Genomic DNA, 17,581 nt, shown 5'->3' on the forward strand with positions numbered 1-17,581 from the left:
CCATGGCCGCCTTGCGCATCTTCTCCTATCTGCCGAACCCGCGGGTCTGGAAGGCAACCATTGCAGCGCGGTTCTGCGGCGTCGACGTCGAGGTCAGGGGCGCCTCCGGCAAGGAGTTGCGCGATTGGCTGTGGGACTACGATGCCCGCCCGCTGGCTGAGCAGGAGCGCGCTGCGCTGTCGTCGTTGGCGCGAACCGGCCGGGTCGGACTGACCGGCGCGCAGCTCTTCAAGACCGATGCGTTCATGGCGGCACAGCCGTTCGGCAATGTGCCGGCCGCATTCGGCGCCGACGGCAAGGTCGGGATCTTCGAATCGAACAGCATCATGCGCGCGGTGGCGCGGCTCGGTGAGGCGGCGTTCCCGCTCTATGGACGCGACCCCTATGAGGCGTCCAGGATCGACAGCTTTCTCGACGTCAGCCTGGTCTTTGCGCGGGACACGCAGATCTATCTGCTCGCGCTGTCGGGCGGCACGGTCGATTCGGCCATTCACGCCCGCGCCAAGGACGCGTTCGCGATCTATGCCTCGGGGATTGAGCAGGCATTGTCGCCGCGGCGGGACGCGCTGGTCGGGAACGGCATCTCGATCGCCGACATCTGCCTTGCCGCCGAGCTCGCGCTGTTCATGAATGAGCATGCGCGCGCCGAGCAATTGCGCAAGCAAGGGCTGGAGAGAATTCTGCACCCGGGGGTGCAGGATACGTATCCGCTGATGTTCGCTCACTTCGCCCGGCTGGTCGAGCACGAGCATATCAGGCCGGATCTCAAGCCTTATGTCGAGAAGCTGCTGTCGAAGGCGGCCGCCTGATTTCGAGAACTATTGGCTGCAACGCGGAGGATTGTCTGCATGACCGCACCCGTCTGTCTGATATCCGGCGTTGGGCCCGGTACCGGCTCGGCGCTTGCCCGGAGGTTCGCTGAAGGCGGCTATCGGGTCGCTCTTCTCGCCAGGAACGAGGAGCGCCTCGCTGCGCTCGAGAAGCAGCTGCCGGGGGCAAAGGCGTATCGATGCGATGTCTCCGACCCGGTGCAGGTCGAGACGGTGGCGTCGGCCGTGGAGCGCGATCTCGGCAGCCCCGGCGTCGTGATCCACAACGCCGTCGGCGGCGCGTTCGGCACCTTCCGCGAGATCGATCCGCAGATTCTCAATCGCAACTTCCAGGTCAACACGATGGGCCTGTTGTACCTGGCACGGCGGTTTGCCCCGGCGATGATCAGCGCCGGCAAGGGCGCCATCGTCGCAACCGGCAACACCTCGGCATTGCGCGGCAAGGCCGGTTTCGCCGGGTTCGCGCCGACCAAGGCTGCGCAGCGCATTCTGGCCGAGGCGATGGCGCGCGACCTCGGGCCGCAGGGCGTCCACGTCGCCTATCTCGTGATCGACGCGGTGATCGATCTGGAATGGACGCGGAAGCGCTGGCCGGAGCGGCCGGACGACTTCTTCATCAAGCCGCGGGCGATCGCGGACGAGGTCTGGCACGTCGCCCATCAGGACCGCAGTGCGTGGTCGTTCAACGTCGAGATCAGGCCGTTCGGCGAAGCCTGGTAGGCGCCGCGCGGCGCTCGCAACAGCCGGTCAATTCATAAGAGTTCAGGGGGAGTTCATGTTGGTGAAGACGTTTGCTGTGTCCATTGCGATGTTCGCGGCCATTGCCGCCACTGCGGTCCGCGCGGAAACGCCCGGCGTCTCGGAATCGGAAATCAGGATCGGGGCGACATTCCCGTTCAGCGGCCCGGCATCCCCGCTCAGCAATACCGGCAAGGGCCTGATCGCCTACGTCCATTCCATCAACGATCGCGGCGGCATCAACGGCCGCAAGATCAACCTCATCACCTATGACGATGCCTATTCGCCGCCCAAGGCGGTGGAGCAGACCCGCAAGCTGATCGAGAGCGACGAGGTGGCGTTCCTGTTCAGCCCGCTGGGGACGCCCGGCATCGGCGCTACCATCAAATATGTGACCGCGAAGAAGGTGCCGCACCTCTTCGTCGTCAGCGGTGTAACCAAGTTTGCGAACTTCGCCGAGTTTCCGCTGACGACCACCGGGCTGCCGAGCTACAACACCGAAGGAAAGATCTACGCCAAATACATCGCCCAGACGGCGCCCGACGCGAAGATCGCGATCCTCTACCAGAACGACGATCTCGGCCGTGACTTCGTGGCCGCGTTCAAGGAAACCCTGAAGGGCGAGTTCGACAAGAAGGTGACGACATCGCCCTATGAGGTCACCGAGCCCACCATCGAATCCCGCGTGGTGACGCTGAAGGCGTCGGGGGCCCAGGCATTCCTGATCGCGGGCACGCCGAAATTCGCAGCGCAAGCGATCAAGAAGGCGAGCGAGATCGGCTGGACGCCGCTTACCATCGTGAACTACGTGTCGAGCTCGGTGTCCTCGACCATCGTGCCGGCCGGAGCGGACAAGGCGGTCGGCGTCGTCGTGGCGACCATCGCGAAGGATCCGAACGACAAGAGGTGGGCCGACGATCCCGGCATCAAATGGTATCGCGCCCACTTCGAGAAGTATCTTCCGGGTGCCGATATCGGCGACAGCAACTATCTGTTCGGGACCCAGCAGGGCCAGATCCTGGAGCAGGTGCTGAAGCAATGCGGCGACGACCTATCGCGCGAGAACATCGTGAAGCAGGCGCGCAACATCAAGGGGCTTGTGCTGCCGACGCTGATGCCGGGTATCACGGTCAACACCGGGCCGGACAACAGCATGGCCTATACGCAGCTTCAGCTGCAGCGCTGGACAGGGAGCTCGTGGGAGCAGTTCGGCGGCGTGCTGAGCGCCGAGCCGAAGTGAGCCGTCGCGTCGATCGTTCGCTAATGGAGCCGTCGTGCGATCGGCCTCGCCAGCGTGCCGTGCCAACCCCATTGCGATGATGGGCCGCTCGATCGCAGGCTCGCCAGGAACGCCGTCTTCGGTTGAACCCGCGACCCGTCGATCACCTCGAGCTGGCCGCACCGGTTGAGCGTGTGGAGCTTGCGCCCGGTCCACAACGGCCCGGGCTTGAGCAGATGCCGGACGGCCTGCTTGTAGGTCGTCGGCGACAGTTCGAGCACCTCCGCAAGTCCGAGCGCCGCGCCGTATCCGTTGGTGCAGTCCTGCACCGGCCGCCACAGCGTTCCATCGACGGTCACGAAGTTGCCGGCCGGACGCGTCGTCGCGCGATCCATCAGGATCGGATTGGCCGCATGCGGTTGCCAGGGGCCGAGCAATTGCCCGGCGTAATAGATCGCCAGCGTGTCGGAATAGCCGCCGGTGCCATCGCGCCAGGCTCCGAACATGTAGTGCAGGCCGTTGTGCTGCGTGACGGTCACGTCGGCAAGTTCGAGGCCGGACAGCAGCGTTGAGTGCCGCTCCCACTTGTCCGGAAAGCGGATGCATTTGTAGATCGGAACGTCCCGATGCGCGGTGCTTTCAGGGATCATCCAGAGCTCGCCGCCATCCTCGATCAGGAACGGGTAGGACAGATGCCAGGGCTCTTCGAGCACGGGCATCACCGTGCCGATCGGCCCGCTGCCGTCGAATTCGATCGCGGAAATGATGCCCTTGCCGGTCCGATGGTCGAGGTCCTCGAAGAACACGAAGGTCCTGCCCTGCCATTGCACCGGGAAAGGATCGGCATAGAAGTGGCTGCCGGGATCGCCGAGCACGTTCCAGGCAGGTCCCGACAGGTCGCCGGTGCGCCAGATATCCGTATTCCCGGCGAAGCGCCAACCGACATGCCAATGCGGCGCGTAGCAGCACAGACGATAGATCTCCTTGGCGATCGAGGTCGCCACGCCACGCACGACAAAGGGCGCGGGATTTGGCGCTGCGCTGCTGTTCGCAGGAGCAGGCAATTGCGGCACCAGCCGCGGAACTCCTGACAGAATCGGAGGCAGCATCGACAGCGTGCGTGCCATCACCGTATTGAGCCCGCCGCTCAGGCCGGCCGCGATTTCCGCGGAGGGATGGCCGCGGTCCATCACCGAGCCGTCGAGCTCACTGACGATTTCGATCACCGGCAGATCGCCGGCGAGAATGGCCGAAAGTAGCGCACTCTCCCCCGTGTGCCCGTTGAACCGCGGACGGAGATAGAGCTTGGCGGAGCAGTCCGGATCCCGCGCGGCGCTGGTGAAGTCGATCACCACGTCGGGGTCGCCGGCACGGGGACGCTCCGGGACCGTCTTCAAGCGGTCCGCGCCGCTGGTCTTGCCCTTGCGCAGGACGATGCGTTCGAGCTCGAACAGCATGTCGAGGCCGGCGGGTCGAGGCTCCGGCGTCGTGGTCCAGGCGATTTGAACGGGAATATCCTGATCGTTGACGCGCAACGACTCGCGGCACATCCAGAGCCGCGGCTGCGCGCGGTCGCAGCGAAACTCGATAATCATGGCCAGCCCAACTTCCTAGTGCGCGTCCGCCCCCATAGCATCGCCGAGAATGCGGACGTATTCCTCTATCATGGCATCCAACGAATAACGCGACTTCAGGCCCACGGCGCTTTGCCGCAGCTGGTCGCTCAACACGCGATCTGTCAGGACCTTCGACACGGCGCCCGAGAATTCGGCCTCGTTCCAAGCGTCAACGAACACCGCCGCAGGCTGGCCCTGGTAGGACAGCACCTCGCGCAGCACGGGGAGGTCGTTGACGACGCAGGGAATGCCGGCGCTCGCGGCTTCGACCGCGGCAAGGCCGAAGGTTTCCGCCTGCGTGGGGAATACGAAGACGTCGAGGCAGGCCAGAAAATCGGCCATCTGGCGCGGTGCAATCTCGCCGATGAAGTGCACCCGGTCCGCGACGTCAAGCTCGTCCGCCAGGGCTCGCAACCGCCCTTCATCCGCGCCTTGGCCGGCGAGCGCAAGGTGCCAGGATGGATCGGCAGCCAGCAGGCGAATGGCCGCATCGAGCCGCTTGTGCGGGTGCAGCCTTGCCGCACAGCCGAGCAGGGTGCAATCCGGCGGCAGCTTGAACTGTTGCCGCGCAACGTCCTTCGGCAGGCTGTGCGACTTGTCGTCGAAGCCGTGCGGGACGTGCTTCATGCGCGACCGATACGGAGCCGGATAGCGCGCGTATTCGCGCTCCATGTCCCGCGAGTTCAGCGTGATGCAGTGGAAGAAACCGGTAGAGCCCATGATGATGTCGGCCGCGCGCACCGGCATGCTCATCGACAGCGCCGAGGATACCTGGTTGGCGATAACAGGGGCGCGGCTGACGAGGCGCGACACGCCTCCGCCGATCACATTGCCGAAGTGCTGGAAGGTCAGGACGACGTCGGGTTTGATGGTCCTGAGATGACCGGCGAGCGCCCATAGCATCCGCAGCAGCGCCACCGGATTTCCGGGACGGGTCTGCGCGCAATAGAACGTATCGGGCGGTTCGTCGAACGAATCCGATTTGCGGAAGAAGAACAAGTTGGCGACGTCATAGCCGCGCGCGGTGAGGCCGGCGCCGAGCAGCCGCGAGATCTCCTGCGCGCCGGCGTTCTCGGCCTGGGTCTGCACCAGGACAACACGCAGCTTTCGCTTGCTCTCGTTCGGTCGATCGCGTGATGCGGTCGATGCCTCGCGCAATTCTGTGCTTGGCGTGTGTTGGAGCACGGATTCCTCACCCGTTGAAGGGGTGGATTCGTCCCCTTCATTTTTGCGCGCGTAGCTATCACGCGAAGCGCGCTCGTGCATCGAGTGGTGCGTGTTGAGGTTACTGCTCATTTAGCAATCAGACATGTGTCGGCAATCGAGAGCTATTATCTCACAGATAGGGTACAGTCGGCTCGTTAACTAATTGGTTACGGCAACGCGAAGAGGGGGTAACCGGCGATTAACCATAGATATTTACGTTGGAGCAGTACTGTCAGTTGAATTCGAGTCAGAACCCATGAAGTTCGGTAGCCGGATAGGCCCGAGACGTTCCGAAGTCACGGAACCCGCAGCGTCGTGGGAAACTGCCGGCGTGCCGGCCGGCCAATCCTCCGCGGAAACCACCAAGGGCGTGCTTAGCATTCCGGGCGTGTTGGCCTTTTTTCGCGAGAAGGGTCAACGCATCCTGATGCTCGCCGCGGTCATCTTCGCGGTCGGTGTGATCCTGTTGATGTTGATCCCGGCGCGCTACGCCGCGACGGCGCTCGTCGTGCTCGATCCGCGCGAGCAGCGCGTGACCGCCGACCAGGACGTCCTGCCCGGGATCGGTCAAGATGCCGCAGCACTGCAAAGCTACGTCGAGATCGCCAAGTCCGATGGATTTCTCGGGCCGCTGGTGGATCAGCTCAAGGTCGCCGAGGACAGCGACATCGCCGGCGGCAGGACCGACGCCACGCGTCTGCTCGACCGGTTTCGCAGCCGGCTCGATATCTCAAGGCGCGGACTAACCTATGTGATCGCCATCAAGTTCACGTCCAACAATCCGCAGCGCGCCGCGTACTACGCCAATGCGGTGGCCGAGGCATTCGTCGCCAGCCAGCGCGGGACGCGCAGCGTGGCAACCGACGAGGCCGCCGATTGGCTGAAGAGCCGGCTCAAGACGTTGAACGACCGGCTGCGGTCATCGGAAGATGCCGTTGCCAAGTTCAAGCTCGAGCACCGGATCGTCAACGCCGGCAAGGAATCCACCACACAGCAATTGCGCGTCACCGACCTGACGCAGCAGGTTGCCGCGGCGCGCGCCCGTGCCGAGGAGGCCAAGTCGCGCTATGAGCAGCTGCAACGCGACCTGAAGGCCAATGTCGACGGGCCGGTCAAGCAGGACCTGCTGAGCGCGCTGCGCGCCCAGCGCTCCGCGCTCAACGACCAGATTGCGCAGAAGCGCGGCGTGCTCGGCGATCGTCATCCCGACCTCGTGATGGCGCTCAGCCAGTTGAGCGATCTCAACCGGCAGATCGAGATCGAGCGCAAGAAGAACATCGACACCGCGAAGTCGGAATACGAGGCGCAGCGCGACCAGCAGAAGGCGCTCGAAGAGCAGCTGAAGGCGGCCGAGCAGCAGATCCTTGTCGATGGTCAAGCGCTCGTCAAGCTGCAGGAATTGCAGCGCGATGCCGATGCCAACAAGAATATCTACGAGCAGTTCCTGTCGCGCTACAGGACGACCGACGAGCAGCGCGGTCTTCAGAACTCGCAGACCAAGGTGGCATCGCCCGCGACGCCGCCGGTGCGTTCGACGCTTCCGCCGCTGCCGCTGTTGCTCGTCGCGCTCGCGATCGTCTCGCTGCTGACGTCGACGGCGATCGTCGCCGTGCCCGGTCTGGATCTGAAGCAGCTCCCGATCAAAAGTATTCCGCTTCGCCGCGCCGAGGCGCCCGCACCGGCACCGGCACCGGCCCCGGCCGCGCCGCAATCTGCGCTGCCGCCGGGATTGCCGGTGCTGGCCCGCATTCCCAACATGGTGTCGTCAGATGCCGTCAGGAGCGTCTGGCAGACCCCGATTTCGACGACGGCCGAGCCCGATCTCAGTCCGCATCTTCAGTTGCTCATCGAGAACATCGAGCAGCTTCCGGGTGAGCACGGCAAGGTGGCGCTGCTGCTGTCGGTCGAGACCGGTGCGGGCGGCAGCACCGTCGCACGGTCGCTCAACCGGTCCGCGGTGAAGAACGGGATGCTCAGCGTCCTGATCGAGATGGAAACCAGGCGCGCCGAAGCCGCGCCGCCGCAAGGCTCGGGGATCATCAAGGCCGATCTGCCGTCGGTCGTCGAGCTGCTGGGCGCCAGCAGCAAGGCGCCGCCCTATCCCCAGGACGACATTCGCGCCGATTTCGGCCTGATCATCGTCGACGCATCGTCGCTTGCCATGCAGCCGGCCGCGGTCGCGCTGGCCGCACAGGCCGACCTGGTGATCCTGGTGGTTCGAGAGGGCGCCGCCAACCCGGCTGCGATCGGCAAGGCGCGGGCCGATCTGTCCAGGTTCGGTTCGGTCCCGATTGCGCTCGTCGTCAATCGCGTGGCGGCCAATGCCGCGGTCAGCAACCCTCAGCGCGAAGCCCTGGGATTGGCAAGCTGAAGGTCTAGATTCTTGTTTGACGCGTTTTCTTCACGCGAAGCGGCGTCCACTTCGCTTGAAAACGCTCTAGTCCTTGCTATCCGCAACACGGACTGCGTAAGCGCCAGCCTTCGACGACGAGAGACGCGACAGCACCAGAATTGACGGGTCGACGCCGGTTCGCCGGCGGCACAGCACATTGAGCGCGACGGTGGCGAGCACCAGGGAAACAGTCGCCGAGATCGCTGCCCCGAGCACGCCGAGCCAGGGGATCAGCACGACAAATCCGATCAGCCGCAACGCCACGTTGGCGGCGACAACCGGAACATAATCGCGCTCATGCCCCGTCAGCTGCAGGACCGCGGCGGACGGCCCGCCTGCCGCCTGGAAGGCCGTTCCGATCGCGAGCACGATCAACACCCACTGCTGCGCGGCGAAATGCGGTCCGAACAGGCCGAGAAGGTAGGGAGCGCCGACCCAGACGATGACGAGCCCGCTGAGCACGCAGAGCGCGGTCACCTCGGCCATCAGCTTCAGCGTATGTTCGAGCTCGCGGTGATTTTTGCTGAAATACAGCGACGGCAGCCGGCGCGCGCCGAACGTGTAGAGCGCAGCGGAAAGCATCGCGAAGATGTTGGCCAGACGCGAGGCGGCGAAATAGACGCCCGCAGTGGCCGGATCCAGCATCCAGTAGACCAGGATGACGTCGAAATACTGGTTCGCCGCTTCGAGAATCGATGCGAGCCAGAAGCGGAACGCACTGCGGTTCCAGCGCGACGTCTCGAAGCGCGCCGTGACAGCGCGCAGGTTCGGCAGCACGCGCATGATCGACACGATCTGCACGACCAGTCCCAACGCCATCGCGACAGTCATCGCGGCGAACAGTTCGGCGGGGGTGAGCTGGCGGTGGCCGAACAGTGCCGCGATCAGGACCAGGACAACGGCAACCCGCCAGAAGAATTCGCGATTGCCTTCGCCCATCAGGATGCTGACCAGCGATCGTGCGATCTGGCTGCCGAGCATCAGCCCGGCATTGACGGCGGTGAACGCCGAGACCGAGAGGATCAAGAGCCACCATTCGCCGCGAATGCTTGCCACCGCGGCGATCGCGGCGATCGAGATCAGCATCCCGATCGCCGAGTACTTCAGGCTCGACAGTAGCACACCCTTGGTCAACTCGGCCTGGCCGCGCACCTCGTACTCATTGAGGAAGCGAACCAGCAGCAGCTCCTGGCCGACCAGGCCCACGACCGCGGCGATCTGGGCGACGGAGAGCAAGGTTGCGAAGTCTCCGAACGCGTCAGGCGTCATCGTCCGCGCCGCCAGCGAGAACAGGGCGAACGCGAGTCCGCCGCTGCCAACCTTGAGGAGGATGGTCCCGGCAACGCCGCGCGTGACATCGCGCCGTAGCATTTGAAGAACAGAGGCAATCACAAGAGACGTCTCAATATCCTGTCAGGCTGCTGACCCTAGCAATCGGTGAGGTCAGGAGTGTTAATGTTCTCTTGCTAAGATTCCGTTCCTTCCAACCGGCTCCCGGGCGCACGCAGTCGGCCAATATGTCTCGCTGCTCCATTCTGGAACGCTGCCGTCCTCGCTGTATCCAAACGGCGCAGATTGGATTTTTTGCCCGGCGCCCGGTTCGACAGCGTGGACTGCGCTGGTTGAAGCCGCGTTAGCGCGTCAACGGCACTCGTCGAAGCGCCACGGCCGCGCAATTGCCCCGCCAGCCTGCTGTGGAGCGCCCAAAACGTCGGTTTCATGACCGCTGTGGCTGCAAGCCATGTGCCGGGAAGGGGCTGATCGCGGTGGGGGCGTTGTCGTTAACCTCAATCATGGAACTCGTCGTGTCCGTTCTGCGAGGCGGCAGGGTAGGCAAGGAAATTGCAGTTCCGTAGCCAATTAGCCGTCGGAGCGGACAAAGATGATTGCCGAGGAAAGCATGACCCAGCCGATCGCAACCTGCGAGGCTGAAACGATTGAAGCGGACGTTGCAATTGTTGGCGCCGGTTTGGCGGGCTCGCTCGCGAGGGCCGTCCTCACGCGTGCCGGGTATCGGGTCGTCCTGATCGACAAGCGCTCGATCCCGCCGGATGAATTCCGCGTCGAAAAGATCGCCGGACGGCAGATCGATATCTTCCGCCGCCTGGGCTTCATCGACGATGTCGAGGCCGTCGCCTCGTCCTATGACCGGGTGCTCAACATCAGGGACGGCAGACTGGTCGATATCGGCGTCGGCCGGTCCTACGGGGTTTCCTATGCCAACCTCGTCGACATGGCCCGCGGCCTGACGCCTGGTGCGTCGAGCTTCCTGCTCGACCAGGTGACCAATGTCAGCTGCAGCGAGGATCGTCAGCAACTGACACTGGTCTCTGGAAAGCGCGTCGTCTCGCGTCTGGTCGTTCTGGCGACCGGCATGGCGGGCGCGCTTGGCTACAATCTCGGAATGCGCCGGCAGATGATCGCCGCGCGCCATTCGGTGACGTTCGGCTTCACGATCGCGCGGCCGGATAACGCGCCATTCGGCTTCGACGCGCTGACCTGCTACGGCAAGCAGGCGGCTGACGGCGTCGACTATCTCAGCCTGTTTCCGATGTCGGGCGGCATGCGCGCGAACCTGTTCATGTTCCGCGACCCGACCGATCCGATCATGCGCGAGCTGCGCCGCGACACCAGGCGGACGCTGCTCCGTCTGATGCCGGGACTGGAGCGCTACCTTGGCGATTTCCAGATCGTCGGCCAGGTGCACAACTGGGTGATGGACCTGTCCGTGACCGAGGGCCATCTGCAGCCGGGCGTCGTGCTGATCGGCGATGCCTACCAGACCAACTGTCCCGCGGCCGGTACCGGCGTGAGCCGCCTGCTGGTGGATGTCGAGCGTCTCTGCACCGAATATGTGCCGCGCTGGCTCGAGACCGACGGCATGGGCACGGAGAAGATTGCGCAGTTCTACTCCGATCGCGACAAGCTCGCCGCCGACCGGCATTCACTGCAACTGGCGCGCTTCCGCCAGGCTTTGACCTCCAACACCGATGTACGCTGGACCATGCAGCGGAAGCTGCACTTCCTGCGCCGCATGATCACGCATCAGGTGGACCGGATTCATCCGGGATGGGTCATGCGCGTTCGTAGCGCGCTCCGCTAGGCGGCAGTAAGGCTTTTCCCAGGCGGCCTTACCGCGTGCCGGTCGAGGTGCGGACCGGCCTGAGGTCGGTCACCCGCTTGGCGGCCTGCTTGATCCAGGGCGCCTGCTTCAGCGCAAACAGTGCAAGCGATCCGGCCGCGCTGCCGGCCTGCGTCACGCTCGACATCGGCGTGGGCTGGCCTCCGAACTGCATCTTGTAGGGTTCGTCACCGATGGTGAAATCCAGCACCCGGTCTCCGCGCTCGATGCAGTCCTTGGCAACACTCTCGAACGTCAGCGCGCCGATCGACTGGCTCTTGTATCCCTCGATGTCGAAAGCCGTCATGACGACGAGCAGGCTGCCGCGGTGAGCCAGCCCAAGGGCGGTGGCGATGACCTCGCCATCCATCTTCATGGCGTAGAGCCGGGTAAAGGAGCCCATGCCGCGAAGCGCCACGCTCGAGTAGAAATCGAAATATTCCGGACGCTGCAGCAGGTCACCGTCGCCGTGTGCCTGGAAACGCGGGCCGCGAAACTTCCTCATCACGTCCATGGCTTCGCCGATGGAAGTGCTGTCGTTGCAGCATGCGAAGGTGAGCGTGCCCTTCTTGTGGATCTGGCGCCATTTCTTTGCCAGTTCCTTCTGATAGGATTTTCCCAGCGCGTTGAGCTCCCATTGCTCGAACGGCGCGGACAGGACCGTCGCATAGGCATTGGTATCCATCAGGCTGCGGTGCGGCGCCCCGAGCAAATTCTCGATCGGCATCCTGGCATCGAGCAGCTTGGGAATGCGCAGCAGGTCGAATGGCCGGACCAGTTTGCGAAGCTGCTCGCAGGCCGGCCGGTCCTGCAGCAGGTCGGCGAATGTCTTGGCGGCGCAGACCGGCGACAAATAGTCGGACACGCGAAGGTCCGCGAATTCAATCGTGCGCATCGGGCCGCGCCGCACCCGCAGCAGCGGCAGCACGGTCGCGAGCGCCTTGTTTGCGCGATGACGGACGACGACGACCAGCGGCTTCGCTGCCGCGGCGGGAGCGAGCTTGCGGTAGAGGCTGTCGAGCCATAGCGGATGCTGGAAGGCGGTCGCGTCCGAGCCTTCGAACAATGTCGCGTATTCTTCAGACAGGAAGTCGAATGCGTCGTCGATGCAAACATCGAACGCGTCATCATTCTTATTCATGTGAAACCAAACAAACGGGTTTTCAAAGCGCCGGTCGAGCCGCCGTGATCTCCTTATAGCAAAGGCTGATGATCTCGGGCACCGGGAGATTACGATTTGTATTAATGTAGTCCCTTGACCTTTGCGCAGTGTTGCTGCTCAAACGTCGCCGGCCTTGCGGAATCCTGTGTGATGCTGTCGCTCCGCCCAGCGCCGGCATCGTTAACAATCCCTTACGGTCCGTCTCACGTCACGCTGCCGCGTGATATCGCATCCATCTGGACCGGATATTGCAGTTAGGTGCACGTAAGCACTGGAGCCCCTGCTGAAATGTTGACTAACAGCCAAAAAGCCCGCGTTTCCGACGCAATCTCGCCCCTGCAGGCCGATCGCGAGCGGCCGCGGCGTCTCGATTCGGATATGGCTGCTCCAGCTGTCCGGATTTGCAACACTTCGAGCGCCGGGCAGCCGGTTTCCTTCGCGGATGGGCCAGCCGAATCAACGATGCCGAACGGCGTGCCGGAGCGGCGCACCAATCCTGTCGGCAGGGCTGCGACCGCCGGCGTTGCTCGCGCTACGATCGGCGGGCTGCGGCTCGCCGTGCTCGATCGCGAGCAGACCGCGGATTTCATGGTCGAGGCGGTGTATCCGAACCGGCGTATCGATCGGCCGCTGTATCTGACATCTGCCAATGGCGAGGTGTTGTCGCGCTGCTCCACCGAGCCGATGACCGATCGGCTGTTCCGCGCCGCCGACCTGATCAATGCCGACGGGCAGCCGCTGGTCATGGTGTCGAAGCTGCGCTCGCCGAACCCGCTTCCCGAGCGCGTTGCGACCACGGATTTGTTCCACAACGTCGCGCACAAGGCCGAAGAACTCGGGCTGACCTTCTACCTGTTTGGCGCCAACGAGGCCGAAAACAAGGCGGCAATCGCGAATGTCCGCCGGGCCTATCCGGCTCTCAAGATCGTCGGCCATTCGCACGGCTATCTGCGTGGTGACGCGCTTCGGGCCAAGGTGGATGAGATCAACGCCCTGGCGCCGGACTTTCTCTGGGTCGCGCTTGGCGTGCCCTACGAGCAGGCCTTCGTCGACGAATTCATGTCGCGGCTTGGTAATGTCGGCGTCATCAAGACGTCGGGCGGATTGTTCAACTTCCTGTCCGGATCGCGGCCGCGCGCGCCGAGATGGATGCAGATCGTCGGGCTCGAATGGGCCTGGCGGCTTTGGCTCGAGCCACGCCGGCTGTTCTGGCGCTATCTGACGACCAATCCGCACGCTCTCTATCTGCTGTTCAACCGGACCCGGTCCTCGGCGACCAGGGACTGAGTCCGTACCGAGTGCAATGTGCCGCTCCGATCCACCGGAGCGGCGAGCTCTTCAATGAGCGGAGTACAACCGATGGACGGTCGAGCAGTCGATAGCTCGGTCTGGCAGGCGCCGGGCGTTGATGCTGAAAATTTCGCGCGAACCGTCGTCAACTGGTCGATCACCGTCAACGTGATCATGTCGATGGGGACGTTCCACCCCGCGCTGCTTCCGACCGAGGTAACACTGGTTCAGCAGGCCGTCGCCCTGCTGATGTGGGGCGTGCTGATCTATGCGAGCCTGTTCGTCCGTCCCTGCCTGCGGCTGGCGTTCAATCTGGATATGCTTGTGATCGTCGCATTCTATGCGTTCGCCACGATTTCGGTGTTCTGGACCAATTTGGACGCGGCGGCGCTGATGAAGGCCGCGGCGCTCGCGATCACGACGCTGGGCGCGTTCTGCATGGTCACTCGCGTCGACATCGACGACATCGTGAAGTCGACCACCCGCGGCCTCTTCGTCCTGATCGCCAGCTCGGCGTTTTGCGCGGTCGTACTCCCGGACATCGGCGTGGACCAGACCTGGATGCACAATGGGCAATGGCAGGGCGTCTTCGAGTCGAAGCAGACCCTGGGCTTCGCCGGCGCCTATCTCATGTTCTTTGCCTGTTATCGAAAGATAACCGGACAGGGATGGCTGCCGTTCCTCGTCACGTTCGCACTCGCTTCGACCTGCGTCGTCTTTTCGGAGTCGCGCGGCGCCGGGGCCTTGTCGCTGGTCGCCTGTGCGCTGTTGCTGACCTCCCTGTGGTCGGTCAGCTGCATGCGGGTCTACGCGGTGCTGCCATGTGCCATGTGCGTCGCGGCCGCGTTGCTGATGCTGTACTTCTACACGACTGGGTACGACTCGATCCACGTGTTCGACACCACGATCAATTTTACCGAAAGAACCTTCATCTGGCATTACGCCATCAGCCATTTCGATGATGCGCCGCTGTTCGGGTTTGGCATCAACGGGTTCTGGACCAGACCGGAGATCTATGACTATTTCAACCAGAACCACGGCTGGGTGCTCGACAATTACCACAACGGCTACATCGCCATTCTCGTCGAAACCGGATTCCTGGGCTATTTCCTGTTCATGGCGAGCGTCTTTCTGTTTTCCTACAAGATGCTCTGTTTGATCGCGGAGCGGGCGATCGACCGGCTGCATTGCGCGCTGATCGTCGGGTTCGTCTTCCTCAACTGCCAGACCAATTTTACCGAAACGGTCTTCCTGCGTTCGACGATGTTCACATCGGTGCTGTTGATCGCATTTTTCCTCGCCGCTTGCCGCTCGTTGCCGTCGCAGCGCCCGCAGCTGCGCGAGCCGGAGCCGTCATGACCGCGTTTCGATTTGCTCCGCAAAGAGCCTTGAGCGTGCTGCTGGCGGCGGCGCTTTCTGCCGTGCTGATCTCGCCCGCGCGTGCGGCCGGGCAGGGGGCGTCACCGGACGTCGCGGCGTTGGGGCGCGGCATCAATATTCTTGGCTATGACGGCATCTGGGAAGGTTACCCGAACGCGCCATTTCGCCTGGAAAACCTCACCGCCATCCGCAAGGCGGGCTTTTCGCACGTCCGGATCAACTTCTTCGGCTTCAAGCACATGGATGCCGGCAACATCCTGGATGAAGCCGTCTTGCGGCGCCTCGATGCCGTGATCGAGCAGGTGCTGGCGAGCAAACTGATCCCGATCCTCGATGAGCACGACACCGATCTCTGCCAACGCGACGTGCCGGAATGTACGGCGAAGCTCACGGCGTTCTGGCGCCAGATCGCGTCGCGCTACGCGGGCAAATACCCGGCGCTGGTGTTCGAGATCCTGAACGAGCCCGGTGGGAATATGACGTCGGCCGAGTGGAACGTGCTGCTCGGCGAATGCCTGGCCATCGTCAGGGGCACGAATCCGAAGCGCGATGTCGTCGTCGCCGTCCTGAACACCGAGGAGCTGCCGGTCGAGCAGCTGCCGCTGCCGGCCGGCGACAGGAACCTGATCGTCACGTTCCACTATTACTTGCCGCTGCAATTCACCCATCAAGGCGCGCCGTGGTCGGCGACTTTCTCGAAGATCGGCCCGTTGAGTTGGGGCTCCGCGGAGGACGAAGCCAAGGCCGCCGCCGATTTCGACAAGGTCAGGTCCTGGTCGGAGAGGGAGCAGCGCCCGATCTATCTCGGCGAGTTCGGCGTCTATGAGCGCGCGCCGGCGGAGAGCCGGGCGAAGTACCTGTCGTTCGTGGCGAAGCGCGCTGAAAGCTTCGGCTGGGCGTGGGCCTATTGGCAATTCGATCACGATTTCGCGGCATTCGACGGCGCCCGGCAACGCTGGAACAGGGACGTCCTCCGCGCAATCATTCCTCCGGCTCGATGAACCCATGCGGCCCTTGCGCGGCCTCTGATTCAGGATTGCGCGGAACGCCATGCCTTGCCTTGCATGGCCTGAGGAATAATACTCGCTCGGGACAGCCAAGCTTAAGGAATCGAGAGCGTTGCCGGACATTGCGAGCAGGGAACAGTTCGATGTCAAGCGCGCAGCCTTTGCCGCGACCATCGGCAATATGCTGGAGTTCTACGACTTCATCACCTACAGCTTCTTTGCGACCGAGATCGGGCGCACCTTCTTCCCAGCGCATAGCGAGTACGGCAGCCTCATGCTGTCGCTTGCGACCTTCGGCGCCGGTTTCCTGACGCGGCCGATCGGCGGCATCGTGCTCGGCATCTTCTCCGACCGGGTCGGCCGGCGGCCGGCGATGCTGCTGAGCTTTGCGCTGATGGGTGGCGCGATCCTGACCATCGCGCTGACGCCGTCCTATGCCGCGATCGGCGTCGTGGCGCCGATCATCGTGATCCTGGCGCGGATGGTGCAAGGGTTCGCGCTCGGCGGCGAGGTCGGACCGACCACGGCCTATCTCATCGAGATCGCGGCACCCAGGAATCGCGGCCTGGTGGTGGCATGGCAGCCGGCCAGCCAGGAGATCGCAGCGACCGTCGGCGCCCTGGTCGGGGTCATCCTGAGCAGCACGATGGCGCCCGACATGCTGCAGGCTTACGGATGGCGGGTCGCATTCCTGCTCGGGGCCGTCTGCCTGCCGTTCGGCATCTGGATGCGCCGGACGCTGCCGGAAACGGTGCCTCACGGCGACCGCGCCGTGGCGGGCGTCGAGCGCGCGAACCATGTCACGCTGGCGCGCCGGCACAGTCGTACGATCCTGCTGGCCGTGATGATCCTGGCCAGCGGCACGATCTCGACCTACGTGACGCAATACATGACGACCTACGCCAAGAATACGCTGCATGTGTCGCCGTCGCTTGCGTTCACCGTCTCGCTGGTGAGCAACGGGCTTCAGATCATCGGCGCGGTGCTGGGCGGCTGGCTTGCTGACCGGCTCGGACGCAAGCCGATCATGATCTGGCCGCAGCTGGTCGTGCTGGTGCTGACCTATCCGGCCTTCCTGTGGATCGTCCGGGATCCCGGCGCGTGGTCGCTGCTGTTCGGCTTCGGCATCCTGTCATTCATCGGATCGCTGCCATTCACGGCATTCTATGCGGCCTTCACCGAAGCGCTGCCGCAGAATATTCGCGGCGGCGTGTTCGCCACGATCTACGCGGTCGCGATCGCGACTTTCGGCGGCACCGCGCAGCTCGTGGTCACGTGGCTGCTGCACGCGACGGGAGATCCGCTGGCGCCGTCCTGGTATCTGCTGCTCGCGGCGGCGGTCGGCATCGTGGCGATGAGCCTGATGCCCGAGACCGCGCCAGTGAAGGTCGGCGAGAAGTAACTGCTGAGCTCAGTCCATGTCGCGAAAGGCGTGGCCGTTGGCCTCGATCTCCTTCACGAGCTGCGGCGGCAGATTGGCCTGCGCCGAGGTGCCGTCGAACACCCAGTCCTTGGCGTCGCCGAGATCGGGGAGGCCGGCGCCCTTGCGGACATAAAGGCCGACCGACGCCTTCTTCGGGTTGATGTAGAGATCGTAGTCCATTGCGCGCCTCCTCTCCG

The 17,581-nt window shown here is 63.8% G+C and carries 14 protein-coding genes; 9 read left to right on the top strand and 5 right to left on the bottom strand.

Features of this window, described 5'->3' with window-relative positions; all coding sequences use genetic code 11:
* Positions 1-2 precede the first annotated feature (2 nt).
* Genes ACVIGB_RS39005 through ACVIGB_RS39015 form a run of 3 tightly spaced genes read left to right on the top strand, consistent with a single transcriptional unit; the run spans position 3 to position 2,808 of the window.
* Positions 3-809, top strand: coding sequence for a glutathione S-transferase (locus ACVIGB_RS39005; RefSeq protein WP_456718693.1), 807 nt, complete (start codon positions 3-5; stop codon positions 807-809).
* Between the two features lie 39 nt (positions 810-848).
* Entirely contained in the window at positions 849-1,550 is a 702-nt protein-coding gene (locus tag ACVIGB_RS39010; RefSeq protein WP_092116696.1) for an SDR family NAD(P)-dependent oxidoreductase, read from the top strand.
* A 55-nt stretch (positions 1,551-1,605) separates the two neighbouring features.
* Positions 1,606-2,808 (top strand): ABC transporter substrate-binding protein, encoded by a 1,203-nt coding sequence (locus ACVIGB_RS39015; protein WP_456718692.1) that lies wholly within the window; start codon positions 1,606-1,608, stop codon positions 2,806-2,808.
* A gap of 20 nt (positions 2,809-2,828) precedes the next feature.
* Here ACVIGB_RS39015 and ACVIGB_RS39020 read toward each other — a convergent pair whose 3' ends face one another.
* Both ACVIGB_RS39020 and ACVIGB_RS39025 read right to left on the bottom strand, forming a co-directional pair.
* Entirely contained in the window at positions 2,829-4,382 is a 1,554-nt protein-coding gene (locus ACVIGB_RS39020) for a glucosamine inositolphosphorylceramide transferase family protein (RefSeq protein ID WP_456718691.1), read from the bottom strand.
* A 15-nt stretch (positions 4,383-4,397) separates the two neighbouring features.
* Positions 4,398-5,588: a glycosyltransferase family 4 protein gene (locus ACVIGB_RS39025; RefSeq protein WP_456718690.1), complete on the bottom strand. Its 1,191-nt coding sequence runs from the start codon at positions 5,586-5,588 to the stop codon at positions 4,398-4,400.
* Between the two features lie 277 nt (positions 5,589-5,865).
* Between ACVIGB_RS39025 and ACVIGB_RS39030 the strand changes: the two genes are divergently transcribed.
* The gene (locus ACVIGB_RS39030) at positions 5,866-7,980 is read left to right on the top strand and encodes a GumC family protein (protein ID WP_456718689.1); all 2,115 of its coding nucleotides are present in this window, start codon (positions 5,866-5,868) and stop codon (positions 7,978-7,980) included.
* A 66-nt stretch (positions 7,981-8,046) separates the two neighbouring features.
* Here the strand turns inward: ACVIGB_RS39030 and ACVIGB_RS39035 are convergent, their stop codons facing one another.
* Positions 8,047-9,372 (bottom strand): lipopolysaccharide biosynthesis protein, encoded by a 1,326-nt coding sequence (locus ACVIGB_RS39035; RefSeq protein ID WP_456718688.1) that lies wholly within the window; start codon positions 9,370-9,372, stop codon positions 8,047-8,049.
* A gap of 511 nt (positions 9,373-9,883) precedes the next feature.
* Between ACVIGB_RS39035 and ACVIGB_RS39040 the strand changes: the two genes are divergently transcribed.
* A complete protein-coding gene (locus tag ACVIGB_RS39040) occupies positions 9,884-11,104 on the top strand; it encodes an FAD-dependent monooxygenase (protein ID WP_092116684.1) in 1,221 nt (406 codons plus the stop codon).
* A 28-nt stretch (positions 11,105-11,132) separates the two neighbouring features.
* Here ACVIGB_RS39040 and ACVIGB_RS39045 read toward each other — a convergent pair whose 3' ends face one another.
* Positions 11,133-12,263: a GNAT family N-acetyltransferase gene (locus tag ACVIGB_RS39045; RefSeq protein ID WP_456718687.1), complete on the bottom strand. Its 1,131-nt coding sequence runs from the start codon at positions 12,261-12,263 to the stop codon at positions 11,133-11,135.
* Between the two features lie 483 nt (positions 12,264-12,746).
* On the opposite strand from ACVIGB_RS39045, the gene ACVIGB_RS39050 reads away from it, so the two are divergent.
* From ACVIGB_RS39050 to ACVIGB_RS39065, 4 genes are all read left to right on the top strand, one after another.
* Positions 12,747-13,571 (top strand): WecB/TagA/CpsF family glycosyltransferase, encoded by an 825-nt coding sequence (locus tag ACVIGB_RS39050; protein WP_456718686.1) that lies wholly within the window; start codon positions 12,747-12,749, stop codon positions 13,569-13,571.
* A gap of 72 nt (positions 13,572-13,643) precedes the next feature.
* Complete coding sequence (locus tag ACVIGB_RS39055) at positions 13,644-14,933, top strand: O-antigen ligase family protein (RefSeq protein ID WP_456718685.1); 1,290 nt, start codon at positions 13,644-13,646, stop codon at positions 14,931-14,933.
* On the top strand, positions 14,930-15,955 hold the full coding sequence (locus ACVIGB_RS39060) for a glycoside hydrolase family 5 protein (protein WP_456718684.1): 1,026 nt from the start codon (positions 14,930-14,932) through the stop codon (positions 15,953-15,955). The genes ACVIGB_RS39055 and ACVIGB_RS39060 overlap by 4 nt, the downstream gene beginning before the upstream one ends.
* Before the next feature lie 118 nt (positions 15,956-16,073).
* Complete coding sequence (locus ACVIGB_RS39065) at positions 16,074-17,363, top strand: MFS transporter (protein WP_456718683.1); 1,290 nt, start codon at positions 16,074-16,076, stop codon at positions 17,361-17,363.
* 9 nt (positions 17,364-17,372) lie between these two features.
* Here ACVIGB_RS39065 and ACVIGB_RS39070 read toward each other — a convergent pair whose 3' ends face one another.
* A complete protein-coding gene (locus tag ACVIGB_RS39070) occupies positions 17,373-17,564 on the bottom strand; it encodes a hypothetical protein (protein ID WP_097672779.1) in 192 nt (63 codons plus the stop codon).
* Positions 17,565-17,581: the final 17 nt, after the last annotated feature.

The organism is Bradyrhizobium sp. USDA 4341, from assembly GCF_054063755.1.